This window comes from Burkholderia savannae, assembly GCF_001524445.2.
GTDB lineage: Bacteria > Pseudomonadota > Gammaproteobacteria > Burkholderiales > Burkholderiaceae > Burkholderia > Burkholderia savannae.
Genome location: NZ_CP013418.1, coordinates 513,735 through 527,636, shown reverse-complemented (window position 1 = coordinate 527,636; position 13,902 = coordinate 513,735). Strand labels below are relative to the sequence as shown.

Here is a 13,902-nt window from a genome sequence, read left to right as displayed (position 1 = left end):
GCGAGCCGCACGAGCCGCGCAAACCGCGCCGCAGCGCGGCGCCGGCCGCGCGCCCCCCCGGAACGCTACCCGCCCGTCACCACGAACCGGCCGTCGCTCTGCAACTGCGCGTATGCGCCGGCACGGCCGGCGGTGCCGCTGTTCCAGAGCGGCCGCCCCGCGGTGTCGTATTCGACGAGATTGCCGTCCGCCTGCATCACGACCCGCGCGGCGATCTGCGACGACACGCCGTTGCTCCACACCGCCGCGCCGCCTTGGTAGGTGACGAGATTTCCGTCGCTCTGGAGCACGAGCTTGAACCGGCCGTCGCACGACACGAGCGCCGGCCCCACGGCAAGCCCCTGGTTCGGCCCGAGCGCGCCGCACGCGGGCACGCCGGCCGCCTGCGGCCCGGGATTGGCCGGCACCACGTCGGTCGCGGGCGATTCGCCGCGCACCACGCGCCCCGCCTCGTAAGCGAATCGCAGATACCAGTCGCTCGGGAGCGCGCGCCCGTCGGCATCGAGCGTCAGCCAATATCCCTGGTCGGGCGCATCGCCTCGCTTGCCGGCCGCCTTGAAGATCGCCGTCCCCTCGTTGACTTCGTCGAACATCGCGATCTTGATCGCCGACGCGCCGCTCGACACCGCGTTATACACCTGCCGCCAGAGAAATGCGCCGCCGAGCCGGGGCACCTGGTTCGCCGGCTTGTCCGGACTCGACATCGAGCGACGCCATCTCGACTTGCTCGCGCCGAAGGCGCGGGCGATACGGCAAGTAGTCCGCGTTGCGTTCGCGGCCGCGAAATGCCTCGATGCTCGCCACTGTAAAATTCTCCCGTTCTTCCGTTTCGTCATGCGCGGCGCGGGCAGACGCCATGCAGGCGAATCGGCCCCGAACGCATTCGTCTCGGTCAACGCCGATCGGGGCGCAACGTTCCCGGCTTCATCGATTTTTCTGGATTCAACGGCATCCCGAACATGACTTACTCACTCGCCACCACTTACATTCGGGAACTCGAGATCCGCAAGAGCCGGTTCATCGCATACGCGATCCCGGTCGAGGGCCGCGACGCGGCGATGGCCGAGTTGCAGCGGCTGCGCACCGAGCATCCGGGCGCGACGCACGTCTGCTGGGCGCTGCTCGCGGGCGGCCAGTCCGGGATGTCGGACGACGGCGAGCCGTCCGGCACCGCCGGCCGGCCGATTCTCGAAGTGCTGCGCCATCACGATCTCGACGGCGTGCTCGGCGCGGTCGTCCGCTACTTCGGCGGCGTGAAGCTCGGCGCGGGCGGCCTCGTGCGCGCGTACACCGACGCGATCGCCGCCGCGCTCCTCGACGCCGAGCGCATCGAGCGCATCGCGTACGCGCGGCTCGCGATCGAGACCGGCTATCCGGACGAAGCGCGCGTGCGCCGCTGGATCGAGCAGGAAGGCCACGACCTCGTCGACAGCGCGTACGGCATGACGGTGAAGCTCGTGATCCGGCTGCCCGCGAATGCGCTCGGCGCGGCGCGCGACACGTTGTTCGATCTGACGCAAGGGCGCGCCGGGTTTCCTTCAGTCGACTGACGAGCGCGAGGCCGCGCACGGAACGCCGGGCGATGCGACGGGTGCCGGCGATGGGCTTGCGCCGGATGGATGCGCGGCGCATCCCGTGCCGTGCCGCGCCACGCGGCATTTTTGCGCCGCAGCGGTCAGCCAGGGGCGTCGGCGAGCACGGAACGCGCAGTCGACGATTCGAAGCGGACATTCGGCGACGGCTGTTGCCGCTGTTGCCGCTGTTGCCGCTGTTGCCGCTGTTGTCGCCTCGTCGCCTCGTCGCCCTGCGCCCCCGCCAACTCGCCGATCCACCGATCCACCAGCCTGCCAGCCCAACGATTTGCCGAATCACCGCTCGGCCGATTCGCCGCCCCATCCGCTCCTCAGTCCGTCGTCCCGTCAGAATCGATCGCACGACGGCGGGATCGATCCGGCCAACGCCCCCGCCGACGTTCCCGCCCGCCACGAAACGAATGGCCGCCGCCCCCGGTTTGCGCTATCGTGGCGTCACTTTTTCACGTCGATCCGCGCCGCCCGCGCCACGCCCATGTCCGCACGCATGAACGCGGCTTTCACCGCACTCCTCGCCGCCGCGCTGTTCGGCGCCACCACGCCGCTCGCGAAGACGCTGCTCGGCTCGCTCACGCCGTTCATGGTCGCAGGCCTCTTCTATCTCGGCAGCGGCATCGGCCTCGCGACGTTCATATTGATTCGCCGGCTCGCGCGCGGCGCCGACGCGTCGCAGGCCGAGCAGTCGCGAGTGCCGCCCGCCGAGCTTCCATGGCTCGCGGGCGCGGTCGCGGCAGGCGGCGTCGCGGGCCCCGCGCTGCTGATGCTCGGCCTCGCGACGACGCCCGCCGCGACAAGCGCGCTGCTGCTGAATCTCGAAGGCGTGTTCACCGCGGTCATTGCGTGGGTCGTGTTCCGCGAGAACGTCGACGCACCGATCTTCGCCGGCATGGTCGCGATCGTCTCGGGCGGCGCGCTGCTGTCGTGGCATCCGGGCGCGGCGGGCGTGCCGCTCGGCGCGCTGCTCGTCGCGGCCGCCTGCGCGTGCTGGGCGATCGACAACAACCTGACGCGCAAGGTTTCGACCAACGACGCCGCGACGATCGCGTGCATCAAGGGCCTCGTCGCGGGCCCGGTCAATCTCGGCATTGCGCTCGCGCTCGGCGCGAAACTGCCCGCCGCCGCGTCGACGGCCGCCGCGATGCTCACGGGCTTCGCCGGCTACGGCGTGAGCCTCGTGCTGTTCGTCGTCGCGCTGCGCAACCTTGGCACCGCGCGGACCGGCGCGTATTTTTCGGTCGCGCCGCTGTTCGGCGTCGGACTGTCGCTCGCACTGTGGCCCGAGTGGCCGCCGCTGTCGTTCTGGGCGGCCGCGGCGCTGATGGCGATCGGCATCTGGCTGCATCTGCGCGAGCGGCACGAGCACGCGCACACGCACGACGCGCTCGAGCACAGCCACCGGCATCGCCACGACGAGCATCATCAGCACACGCACGATTTCGACTGGGACGGCGCGGAGCCGCACACGCATCCGCATCGGCATGCGCCGATCACGCATACGCACGCGCACTTTCCGGACATTCATCACCGGCATTCGCACTGACGGCGAGCGTCGGAACGCAGCCGGCATTGCAACTTGGCGAGTTGAACTCGGAGCCTTGCGGTTGGGGCTTGGGGAACTTTGGGCCGTCGGCGTCGAACTTCGAGTCGTGAGCTTCGAGTCGTGAGCTTCGAGTCGTGAGCTTCGAGTCGTGAGCTTCGAGGCGTGAGCTTCGAGTCGTGAGCTTCGAGGCGTGAGCTTCGAGTCGTGAGCTTCGAGGCGTGAGCGGCGAAGCGAGCTTTGAGCTTCGACCTGCAAGCCGCGAAGTACGACGCGTGAAACACGAGCTTCAGACTCGCGGCTCGTGACTTCCGCTTGGCGTCAGCCCAGATTGCGCCGGTCTCGCTCGACTTGGCTGCGGCGTCGGCGTCGACTTCGGCAAACGGTGCGTCCACCGTCGAATCGAATCGACGCTCGCACGCCGCCGTCACGCCATCACGACCACACCCCCGAAGCCGCCCCGACGATTCCCGCGACGCTCACCGCCGCCGCCACCGCCGACACGATCCACAGATAGGCGCCGCGCGGCCGCTGCGCCGGCGGCAGCGCGATTGCCGCGAGCGCGACGAGCAACCCCGCGACGAGCGGCAGCATCACCGCGTTGACCACCTGCGCCGCGACGTTCAGCGACACCAGATCGGGCGCGACCCACACGATCGCCGCGCAGCCCGCGACCGCCGCGACATAGATTCCGTAGAACCAGGGCGCGCGCGTCGGCCGGTCGTCGAGCGAGCGCTCGTAGCCGGCCACCTCGCCGAGCCCCCACGCGAGCGACAGCGAGCAGACGATCGCCGCGACCATCGACGCGCCCAGCACGCCCGCGCCGAACAGCACGCGCGCCGCGTGCGGACCGACCACCGTTTCGAGCGCCGCGCTGATCTCGCCGACGCTGCCGAGCGTGCGCGACGCACCGTCGCCGGCGAGCGTCGCCGCGGCCGCGACGAGCACCGCGCCCGTCAGCAACTGCGTGAGCACCGCGCCCACGGCCGTCTCGGCGCGCGCCGCGCGATGGTCGTCCGGCCCGAGCCGTTTGTCGGCGACGGCCGCCTGCTGATAGAAGACCATCCACGGGTTGAAGGTCGCGCCGATCAGCGCGGCCGCGAGATAGCCGAACGGCGCGCCGGCGGCCGGCCGCGCGGCCGCCGACAGCAGCCCCCGCCATTGCGGATGTGCCTTCCACGCGACGACGAAGAACGTCAGCTCGAACGCGCCGATCACGATCGCCGCCTTGTCGACGCGCTTGTGCGAGCCCGTCATCACGATCGCGATCAGCAGCGCGACGGCGGCCGGCAGGCTGACCGAGCGCGGCACGCCGAACATCTCGCCGATGCCGGCGACGCCCGTGAATTCGGTCACGAGCGAACCGAGCACCGCGACGACGAGGCCGGCCGCCGACAGCCACGCCCATCCCGCGCCGAAATGCTCGCGGATCAGTTCGCCGTGGCCGCGTCCCGTGAAGATGCCGAGCCGCACGGTCAGCTCCTGAATCATGTACAGCAGCGGCACGAGGCCGAGCAGCAGCATCAGCGGACCGACGCCCCACTGCACGCCGGCTTGCGCGGCGGTGACGACGTTCCCGGCGTCGCAGTCGGCGAGCATGACGAGAAGCCCCGGCCCCCATAGCGCCGCCCATCGCAGGCGCGCGGGCGGAGTCGATTTCGGCGGAACGGAAGAGCCCGGCATGGTTACTGAAAGGTTGCGTCGGTAGTATGCGGCGGCCGATTGTAGCGCGCCGGGCGCGGCCGGCGCGAGCCGCGGCGAACCGGCGCACGGCGGCACGGCGCATGCCGACCGCGATTGCGCCGCCGCGCCGCTTCCTGCCGCGACGATCACTTCATCCGTGGATTCGATATGGAAACCTATATTCTGCTTGGCATCGGCTTCGGCGCGGGCTTGCTGATCGCGATCTGGGGCATCAGCCAGCTCAAGTGAGCGGCCGCATGCCGAACGACCGTAGCGGCCGCGCGGCAAAACAGCGCGCCGCCGCGCGCGCGTGACCGCGGCAGCGAGCGCGGCGGAAGATTCGCCGCGACCGCGGCGAGACGTGCGCGCTCGCGCGCCGGGCATCGACAAGACCGGAAGCGACGCCTTCCGATGCGCCAGCCCGTCGCGCACGCCATTCCGGGAACGCACGCACGCGTCGGACATGCGCCGATCGCCCGCGGCGGGCCGGAACGGCCGCGCCGTCGCGTCTTCGTCGTCGCCTTCGTTCGTCCGGCTCGATCATCGTGCGCTCGCGGCCGCGCGCGCCCGTTCGTTTGCAACGGGCGCCGCCGCCGCGCCGTAAGCGCCCCCTCCCGCGCGCTGCCCGCCGCCGGCGGCCGACGCGCACGCGCCTCGAACGCCGCGGCGCTCACGCGCGCCGGCTGCGGCAGATCGCGTCACGCACGCGCTTCGAGCAGCCGGCGCGCGGCCCACCGCCCCGTCTCCGCCGCGCCGTCGGTCCACGGCGAGCCCATGTAGTCGCCCGCGAACAGCACGCGCCGGCGCGCGTCCGCGCTCGCGCGGTACGCGGCGATCGCGCGCGCACGGCCGACGGGCGACAACGGCTCCGCCGCGTCCCAGCGCTGCACGTGCGTCGCCACGACCGCGTCGGCAAGCCCCGGCAGCAACGTGTGCGCGTCGTCGAGCGCGACGCGCGCGATCTCGTCGTCCGACGCGTAGCGCAACGCGCTCGCGCATGCATGCCCGAGCATCGCCGACACGACTTCGCCGCCCCCGTCGCCGATCCCGCGCCCGCGCTCGAACGTCAATGCGGCGATGCGGCGCGCATCCGGCGACAGCAGCGCGCCGTACACGCGCCGCAGCCGCGCCGGCGCACGCCAGCCCGGCGCGAGACCGAACGCGACGTGCACGGCACGCGCGTAGCCGGTCGCGAGCAGCACGCGCTCCGCGTCGGTTTGCGCGCGCCAGATGCGGCGCGCGACGGTCGCGGGCGTCGCGACGATCGCGGCGTCGAAGCGCAGCGCGCGATCGCCGACGCGCGCCGTCACGCCGCCCGAGTCCGCCGACAGCGCGTCGACGGGCGCGCCGTAGCGCACGTCGAGCCGGGCCGCGAGCGCGCCGGGCAACGTCTGCCAGCCGCCCGCCACCGCCAGCGTGTGCGCGCCGTCGAAGCCGGTGACGGCGGCGAGCAGCGCGCGCGACGAACCGCGCAGCGACTGGAAATAGAGCCCATGAATCATCGGCGCGAAGATCGCGTCGACGGCCGCGCGCCCGAACGTCTGCTCGGCCCATTGCGCGGCGTCGGCATCGTCGAATTCGGCGAACGCCGCGTAGCGATTCGGATCGAGCGCGCGAATCCGCGCGAGCAGCGCGGCGCGCGCGCGGCCGACGCGCAGGCTGTCGCGCCAGCCGAGCAGGCCGCTCGCGGGAATCGTCCACGGACGGCGCGCATGCACGCGAAAGAGCCGCTCGCCGCGCTCGAACGCCGCCCACGGCGACGTCTTCACGAGCCGCGCCGCGAGCCCCGCCTCGCCGAAGAGCGGCATCAGATGCCGATAGCCGGACGACGGAAACTGCGCGCCGCATTCGATCACGTGACCGTGGAACGGCACGCTGCGAATCCGCCCGCCCGGGCGCTCGGCGGCCTCGACGACGGTGACGTCGCACCCGCCCCGCTTCAATTGCCAGCCGGCGGCCAGCCCGGCGATTCCTGCTCCGACGACGAGTACGTGCATGGCGAGGACGACCTCGAGGGTTGAACGAGGCCGTACAATAGCCGCCACGATCGGACCATACAAAGCCTGTACGTTTTCATGGCAAGAACGACAAGAGCGGACTGGATCGCGGCGGGCCTCGCCGCGCTCGACGACGAAGGCGCGCAAGGCGTGTCAGCCGACCAGCTCGCGCGCCGCCTGGGCGTCACGCGCGGCGCGTTCTACCATCACTTCGGCAGCCGGAAGGCGTTCGTTCTCGCGCTGCTCGCCGAATGGGAAGCGGCCTACACGACGCAGGCGATCGCGCTGCTGCAAGGCGACGAGCCGCCCGAGACCGCGCTCGACCGCTATCTCGCCGCGGCGTCGCGGATGAACCCGCGCCGCGAGGCGGCGATCCGGACGTGGTCGCTGCACGAGCCGCTCGTCGCCGAATTCCAGCGCCGCGCCGATCGCGCGCGGCTCGCGGCCGCGCATGCGTTCTGCAGGCAGACGCTGCGCAGCGAGTCAGACGCGGCGCTGTTCGCGCAGGTGTCCTACCTGTGCTTCGTCGGCGCGCAGCAAAGCGCGCTGCCGATGGGCCCGGACGATTTCGCGGCGCTGTTCCGCTCGCTGCTCGCGCTCGGCAAGCGGCTGCCGCCGGCGGGCGACGTCGAAGCCGACGGCCACGCCGATCGCGATGCCGATACCGATGCCGATACCGATACCGATGTTGCTCCGGCTCCGGCCCCGCCCGCCGCTCCGGCGCGGCGGGCGAGCAAGCCGGCCGCGCGCCGTTCGCGCGGCGATCGTCAGCCGAGAAACAGCCGATAAGCGGGATGGCCGGTTTCCTCGCGCTGCGGATAGCCGAGCGTCGCAAGGAAGCGGTCGAACGCCGCGTCGTCCGCCCGCGGCACCTGAAGGCCGACGAGGATCGAGCTCGCATCGCCGCCCTGATTGCGGTAGTGGAACAGGCTGATGTTCCAGTCGGGCGCCATCGACGACAGGAACTTCATCAGCGCGCCCGGCCGCTCGGGGAATTCGAAGCGGAACAGCCGCTCGTCGTGCGCGAGCGGCGAGCGGCCGCCGACCATGTGCCTCACATGCTGCTTCGCGAGTTCGTCGCCGCTCAGATCGACAGTGTCGAAGCCGTGCACGGCGAAGTTGCGCGCGATCTCGTCCGATTCGTCGCGCCGCTTGATCTGCACGCCGACGAAGATGTGCGCCGATTGCGCGTCGGCGATCCGGTAGTTGAACTCGGTCACGTTGCGCTCGCCGACGAGCGAGCAGAAGCGCTTGAAGCTGCCGCGCTCCTCGGGGAGCGTCACCGCGAACACCGCTTCGCGCGCCTCGCCCACTTCGGCGCGCTCGGCGACGAAGCGCATCCGGTCGAAATTCATGTTCGCGCCGGACGTGATCGCGACGAGCGTCTCGCCTTCGATGCCTTCGCGCTCCGCATACCGCTTCGCGCCCGCGACCGCGAGCGAGCCGGCGGGCTCGAGCACGCTGCGCGTGTCCTGGAACACGTCCTTGATCGCCGCGCAGAGCGCGTCGGTGTCGACGGTCAAGACGTCGTCGAGATACGCGGTGCAGAGCCGGAACGTCTCCTCGCCGACGCGCTTCACCGCGGTGCCGTCGGAGAAGAGGCCGACCTCGGCGAGCTCGACGCGCTCGCCCGCGTCGAGCGAGCGCTTCATCGCGCACGAATCGTCGGTCTGCACGCCGATCACCTTGATCTCGGGCCGCACCGCCTTCACGTACGCGGCCACGCCCGCGGCCAGGCTGCCGCCGCCGATCGGCACGAAGATCGCGTGGATCGGCCCCTGATGCTGGCGCAGGATTTCCATCGCGACCGTGCCCTGGCCCGCGATCACGTGCGGATCGTCGAACGCCGGGATGAACGCGAGCCGGTCGCGCTGCTGCACGCGCAGCGCGTACGCATACGCATCGCTGTACGATTCGCCCGCCTGCACGACTTCGACGAACGCGCCGCCGTGCGCGCGCACCGCATCGACCTTCACGCGCGGCGCCGTCTCCGGCACGACGATCGTCGCCTTCACGCGAAGCCGCGCCGCCGCGAGCGCGACGCCCTGCGCATGATTGCCCGCAGACGCGGTGATCACGCCGCGCGCGAGCGCGTCGGCGGACAGATGCGCCATCTTGTTGTACGCGCCGCGGATCTTGAACGAGAACACCGGCTGCGTATCCTCGCGCTTCAGCCAGACCGTGTTGCGCACGCGCGCCGACAGGTTCGGCGCAAGCTCGAGCGCCGTCTCGCGCGCGACGTCATAGACGCGCGCGTTCAGAATCAGCTTCAGGTATTCGTCGAGCGCGCTCGCCGCGCGCATCGCGGGCGCGGCTCGCGTGCGGGCTTCGGGGGTTTCCGTGACGGCGTCGTCTGACTGCATGGCAGGCTCTCCTGGGAGTGGACGCCCGGGAGACGGAAACAAAAAACCCGCCTCACGGGGCGGGTTGCTGTAAATGCTTTCGTACGCGCGCTAACCCACCATTCGATGAATGGTGCGAATAATGTGCGCGATGCGAAAGCCATAGGAATTCATGTGCGCAAGCTTGCGGTAGCGCGCACGGTTTGTCAATCCCGCCCGGCGCACGCCGGCGCCGCGTTCGTGACGCGCGGCACATCCTGACATATTGCATTCGTAGCCTAACGTACATCTTTCAATCGAACATGTCTCTAATGTCTGTTGCGGCACCGGTCCCGGTCCGGTGCCGTCGAATTCCGGCCGGGCATGACGCCCGTCGGGCCACTCGTCAATCCGGACTCTTTGGGTCCAAACTTCTCAGGAGAACCAAGATGCAGGAACTCAGCCAGCAGGAAATCGCCCACGTCTCGGGCGGCCACTATGACGGCGGCAGCATCTTCGACACGCTCGGCAATCTGATAGAGGTCGCAGGCAAAGGCGCGGAAACGATCGGCAACACGCTCACGCTCGGCCTTCTGTCGCCGATCAGCAGCGCGGCATACGGCATCGGCGAAGTGCTGACGACGGCGGCCGTGAACCTCGGCAACTCGCTCCTCAACCTATTCGGCATCCCGGCCAAGCATTATTGACGCGCGGCGTCGGCGTCCCGGCGCGCGCGGGCGTTCGTCCGCGCGCGCCGCGGGAAGACCTCAGTAAATCTCCGGCACGATCATGTCGGCCGGCACCGGACGCCGGATGTAGTCGTCGTGATGCTCGCGCTGCGGCAGATGCACGGGATCGCGCTCGATCTCGTAGTACGGCACGAGGCTCAGCAGATGGCTCATGCAATTGAGCCGCGCGCTCTTCTTGTCGACCGCCTGCACGACCCACCACGGCGCCTCGGGAATGTGCGTGCGCATCAGCATCTCCTCCTTCGCCGCCGTGTACGCCTCCCAGCGGCGGCGGCTCTCGAGATCCATCGGGCTCAGCTTCCATTGCTTGAGCGGATCGTCGATGCGGTTCTGGAAGCGGACTTCCTGCTCTTCGTCGGTGATCGAGAACCAGTACTTGACGATCTGGATTCCGCTGCGCGCGAGCATTTTCTCGAACTCCGGCACCGAGCGGAAGAACTCCTCGTACTCGTCGTCGGTGCAGAAATTCATCACGCGTTCGACGCCCGCGCGGTTGTACCAGCTGCGGTCGAACAGCACGATCTCGCCGCCCGCGGGCAGATGCGCGACGTAGCGCTGGAAATACCATTGCGTGCGCTCGCGGTTGCTCGGCGCGGGCAGCGCGGCGACCCGGCACACGCGCGGATTCAGCCGCTGCGTGATGCGCTTGATCGCGCCGCCCTTGCCCGCCGCGTCGCGCCCCTCGAAGATCACGACGAGCCGGTGCCCGGTGTTCACGACCCAGTCCTGCAGCTTCACGAGCTCGCCCTGCAGGCGGAACAGCTCGCGGAAGTAGCGCTTGCGCGCTTCGCGGCGCTCGGCGGAAAAGAGCGTCTCATCCTCGAAGCGACGGTCGTCGAGCTCCATCTCGAGCTCTTCGTCGTACGCGTCGACGAGATCCTCCTCGAAGCGGCGCTGCCGCTCGTGCAGCGGCGCCATGTCGCGCCGCGTGTCCTTTTCGCTCATGCCGGCCTCCTTGCTGCGCGTTGCAGACGCGTTCCGCGCACATTATCGCAGGCCCGGATGTCGGGGGAATGACCGCGCGGAAAGGATCGGGCGGCGGCGTGGCCGGCGGCCGGCAAGCCGCCGGACGATGAGACGAGACGGGCCGCCCGCCGGCGACGCCCACATCCACGCCGGCACCGGCCGGAGCGCATGGATTGCCTCGAGCGCACGGAGCCGCGCGACGCCGCTCAGAACCGGTAGTTGAGCAGCATCGTGCAGAGCAGGACGTTCGCGGAAAGCGTCGTCGTGTTCGACGCGAGGATGCGCTTCGCGTCGTTGATGTTGAGCGTGATCGCCGCCTTCAGCGGAATGTACGAGAGCGCCGTCGACAGCGACAACTGGCGCGTGAGCTGATAGTTCGCGCCGACGACGAACACGGGCGTCCACGTGCTCTTCACGCTCGCCGTCGCATGGACGCCGTTCGACAGCACGAGATTCGCGCCCGCCTGCAGCAGACGATCGAGCGCGCTCGGATCGGCGAGCAGCGATTGCAGATCGCCGAGCGAGATGCCCGCCGACAGCAGGCCGCCGAGCGACGTGAGCTTGTTCGCGAACACCGGGCTCAGGTTCGAGTTCGTGAAGCGCGTGTAGCTGATGCCGAGGCCGACGTATGGCCGGAGCCGGTCCTCGCGCTTACCGAGGTAATACTTGAACACGGTCGACGCAAGCCACGCGCGCGTCGTGCCGAGCGGATTGCTCTGCGTGTTGCCGAGGTCGACGAGCGGCAGCCGGCCCTGCACGCCCGGGAAGATCTTGTCGAACGGCAACCCGACGCTGCCGTGGCCGCGCATCGTCAGCTCGGGCGGAATCCCGCCGACGATCTCGGCCGCGACGTGCTCGCCGAAGAAATGCGTGAACGTGAACGCGGGCGTGTTCGCGTTGCTGATCGACACCGCGGAGCCCGGATTCACGAAGCTGCCGATCCCGAGCGCCCCCGTCGTCGTCGTCACGGGCGTCGAGCGGCCCGTCGACAACACGTAGTGCCAGCCGATCCCGATCATGTTGCTGTCGTCGCCCCGCAATTGCTCGAGGAGCGTCGGGCCCTGCGCCTCCGGCAGATCGGGCAGCATTTCCGGATCGATCGGATGCAGCTCGTACGGCATCCGGTCGTAGCGCACGCCGGCGATGAAGCGCGGCGCCGCGTCCGCGGGCGGGCGCCGCGCCGCGCCCTCGTCCGGCGCGCACGCGCTGCCGCCGCATGCGTCGGCGGAGGGCGCGTCGTCCGCGGGCGCGCCGCCCGGCGCGTCGGCGAAGCCGATGCCGTCGCCGCCGCCGCCGGAGCGCACGCGCGTCGCGGCGGCCGGCGTCGCGACGCGTTGGCCGAGCGTGATCGTCTCTTCGGTGAGCCTGCGCGGACGCGGCGCGTTCGGGCTCGCGGCGAGGGCGCCCGATGCGTCCGATGCGCCCGCTCCAGCCGCTGCGCCCGCCATGTCCGCCGTCCCGCTCGATGCGCCGCCGCTCGACGCCGCGCCCCGCCCCGCGCCCGCCGACGCCCGCCGCGCGTCGCCCGGCACCGGCCCCCACGCGTTCGCGTCGAAGCCGGGCGCGTCGCCGCCCGGAAAGAAGCCGATGCCGTCCGCGCCGTCGCGCCATTTCGCCGAGCCGCCGTCCTGCGCGTGCGCGGACCATGCGCACGCGAGCAGCGTCGCGCCGAGCCAACAGGACACCGGAGCGCGCCAGCCGCGGCGCGCGCGTCGTCGACGATGCTTGTCACCCATTACGCATCGGCCGTCACGCGGGCGTACCGAACATCCGCTGCCGGATCCGATACAACGGTTCGAACAGCCATTCGAGCAGGCTGCGCTTCTCGAGCACGATGTCCGCCTTCAGCGTCATCCCGGCCTTCAGCGTGAGCGGCCTGCCTTCAAACGCCGGATTGCGGTCGGCGAGCTCGACCCAGCACTTGAAGTAGGTCTGCGGCGCGCCGGCGTCGGCCGGCAGATTCAGCTCCTTCGCGGTGAACGCGACGGGCGACACCGACAGCAGCTTGCCGCGATAGGTGCCGAACTTCTCGACCGGATAGCTGCCGTACGCGAGCTTCACTTCCTGGCCGGGCTTCACGAACCCCGCCTTCGACGACGGAATGTACAGCTCGGCGATGAGCCCGTCCGCCTTCGCCGGCAGGATCTCGACGACGCGCGTGCCGGGCGGATCGATCACGCTGCCCTGCACGACGTCGAACCGCACGATCTGCCCGTCGGCGGGCGCGTACAGCACCTGATTCACGTTCTCGTCGATGTTGAATTCCTTCGAGTTCAGTTCTTCCCGCTTGATCTTCAGCTCGGCGTTCGAGCCGTCGTACTTGCTCTGCACGGTTTCCAGATCGCCGCGCAGCTTCATCGCGTTCTTCACGAGATCGGCGCGGCGCAGCATCAGATCCTGATACGCCTGGCTCGCCTGCAGATACTGCGTGTTCACCTGGTTGTACTGCTCGAGCGTGACCACCTGCTCGTTCAAGAGCTGCTTCACGCGGTCGCGCCGCTCCTGGTACTCGGACACGATCCGCTTCTGGTCCTGGATCTGCTTGTCCATGAGGCCGCGGCTCTCCGCGAGCGCGCCGATCTGCTGGTTGATCTGCTGGATCGTCGACTGGTATTCGAGCTTCACCGCATCCATCTGCTGATCGACCTCGACGCGCTGGCGCTTGATCGATTCGCGCATCCCCTGCGCGTTGTTCGCCTGCGCGACGAAGCTCGTGTCGCGCGTGACGCTCAGGAGCTTCTGGCCGGCCTTCACGTGCTGATCCTTCGCGACGAACACCTCGCGCACCGCCCATCCGGGCGGCGCGCCGACGCCGATCAGCCCCGTGCGCGGCGTGAGCATGCCCATCACGTTCTCGGTGTTCGCATACGTGAGGCGCACGAGCGCGACGACGAACATCACGAACATCGCGATCGACAGATAGCAGAAGAACCGCATCGACACCGGCACGTCGACGACGCCGTTGATCACCGTGCCGAACGTCGTGCCGCGCGTGAGCTTGCGCGGCGTCTTCTGCTCTCTCAGAGCGGTCATCCAGGTAGGCATGGGCGAAAACTC

The 13,902-nt window shown here is 69.9% G+C and carries 12 protein-coding genes; 5 read left to right on the top strand and 7 right to left on the bottom strand.

Annotated elements, in window-relative coordinates; genetic code table 11:
• Window positions 1–65: 65 nt before the first annotated feature.
• Window positions 66–704 carry a hypothetical protein gene (locus WS78_RS23295; RefSeq protein WP_059582225.1) on the bottom strand — a complete coding sequence of 213 codons (639 nt, stop codon included), beginning with the start codon at window positions 702–704 and terminating at the stop codon, window positions 66–68.
• Between the two features lie 255 nt (window positions 705–959).
• On the opposite strand from WS78_RS23295, the gene WS78_RS23290 reads away from it, so the two are divergent.
• Together WS78_RS23290 and WS78_RS23285 are read left to right on the top strand one after the other, a co-directional pair.
• On the top strand, window positions 960–1,550 hold the full coding sequence (locus WS78_RS23290; protein ID WP_059582229.1) for an IMPACT family protein: 591 nt from the start codon (window positions 960–962) through the stop codon (window positions 1,548–1,550).
• Between the two features lie 517 nt (window positions 1,551–2,067).
• Complete coding sequence (locus WS78_RS23285; RefSeq protein ID WP_059582233.1) at window positions 2,068–3,132, top strand: DMT family transporter; 1,065 nt, start codon at window positions 2,068–2,070, stop codon at window positions 3,130–3,132.
• 432 nt (window positions 3,133–3,564) lie between these two features.
• Here the strand turns inward: WS78_RS23285 and WS78_RS23275 are convergent, their stop codons facing one another.
• A complete protein-coding gene (locus WS78_RS23275; RefSeq protein WP_197419493.1) occupies window positions 3,565–4,728 on the bottom strand; it encodes an NRAMP family divalent metal transporter in 1,164 nt (387 codons plus the stop codon).
• A 198-nt stretch (window positions 4,729–4,926) separates the two neighbouring features.
• Between WS78_RS23275 and WS78_RS38060 the strand changes: the two genes are divergently transcribed.
• Window positions 4,927–5,061, top strand: a complete 135-nt coding sequence (locus WS78_RS38060; RefSeq protein ID WP_257789113.1) for a hypothetical protein — start codon at window positions 4,927–4,929, stop codon at window positions 5,059–5,061.
• A gap of 449 nt (window positions 5,062–5,510) precedes the next feature.
• On the opposite strand, the gene WS78_RS23265 is transcribed toward WS78_RS38060, so the two are convergent.
• Complete coding sequence (locus WS78_RS23265; RefSeq protein WP_059582236.1) at window positions 5,511–6,809, bottom strand: protoporphyrinogen/coproporphyrinogen oxidase; 1,299 nt, start codon at window positions 6,807–6,809, stop codon at window positions 5,511–5,513.
• A gap of 78 nt (window positions 6,810–6,887) precedes the next feature.
• On the opposite strand from WS78_RS23265, the gene WS78_RS23260 reads away from it, so the two are divergent.
• Window positions 6,888–7,598: a TetR/AcrR family transcriptional regulator gene (locus WS78_RS23260; protein WP_059582240.1), complete on the top strand. Its 711-nt coding sequence runs from the start codon at window positions 6,888–6,890 to the stop codon at window positions 7,596–7,598.
• Here the strand turns inward: WS78_RS23260 and ilvA are convergent.
• Window positions 7,577–9,112, bottom strand: a complete 1,536-nt coding sequence (gene ilvA, locus WS78_RS23255; protein ID WP_060823166.1) for a threonine ammonia-lyase, biosynthetic — start codon at window positions 9,110–9,112, stop codon at window positions 7,577–7,579. The two genes, WS78_RS23260 and ilvA, sit on opposite strands and share 22 nt — an antisense overlap.
• 467 nt (window positions 9,113–9,579) lie before the next feature.
• Between ilvA and WS78_RS23245 the strand changes: the two genes are divergently transcribed.
• Entirely contained in the window at window positions 9,580–9,837 is a 258-nt protein-coding gene (locus tag WS78_RS23245; protein ID WP_059580422.1) for a hypothetical protein, read from the top strand.
• 60 nt (window positions 9,838–9,897) lie between these two features.
• On the opposite strand, the gene ppk2 is transcribed toward WS78_RS23245, so the two are convergent.
• The 3 genes from ppk2 to WS78_RS23230 form a co-directional block, all read right to left on the bottom strand.
• Window positions 9,898–10,824, bottom strand: coding sequence for a polyphosphate kinase 2 (ppk2, locus tag WS78_RS23240; protein WP_038749428.1), 927 nt, complete (start codon window positions 10,822–10,824; stop codon window positions 9,898–9,900).
• Between the two features lie 227 nt (window positions 10,825–11,051).
• Window positions 11,052–12,581, bottom strand: coding sequence for an OmpW/AlkL family protein (locus WS78_RS36205; RefSeq protein WP_059580419.1), 1,530 nt, complete (start codon window positions 12,579–12,581; stop codon window positions 11,052–11,054).
• Window positions 12,582–12,594: 13 nt separating this feature from the next.
• Window positions 12,595–13,890, bottom strand: a complete 1,296-nt coding sequence (locus WS78_RS23230) for an HlyD family secretion protein (protein WP_059580415.1) — start codon at window positions 13,888–13,890, stop codon at window positions 12,595–12,597.
• Window positions 13,891–13,902 lie beyond the last annotated feature (12 nt).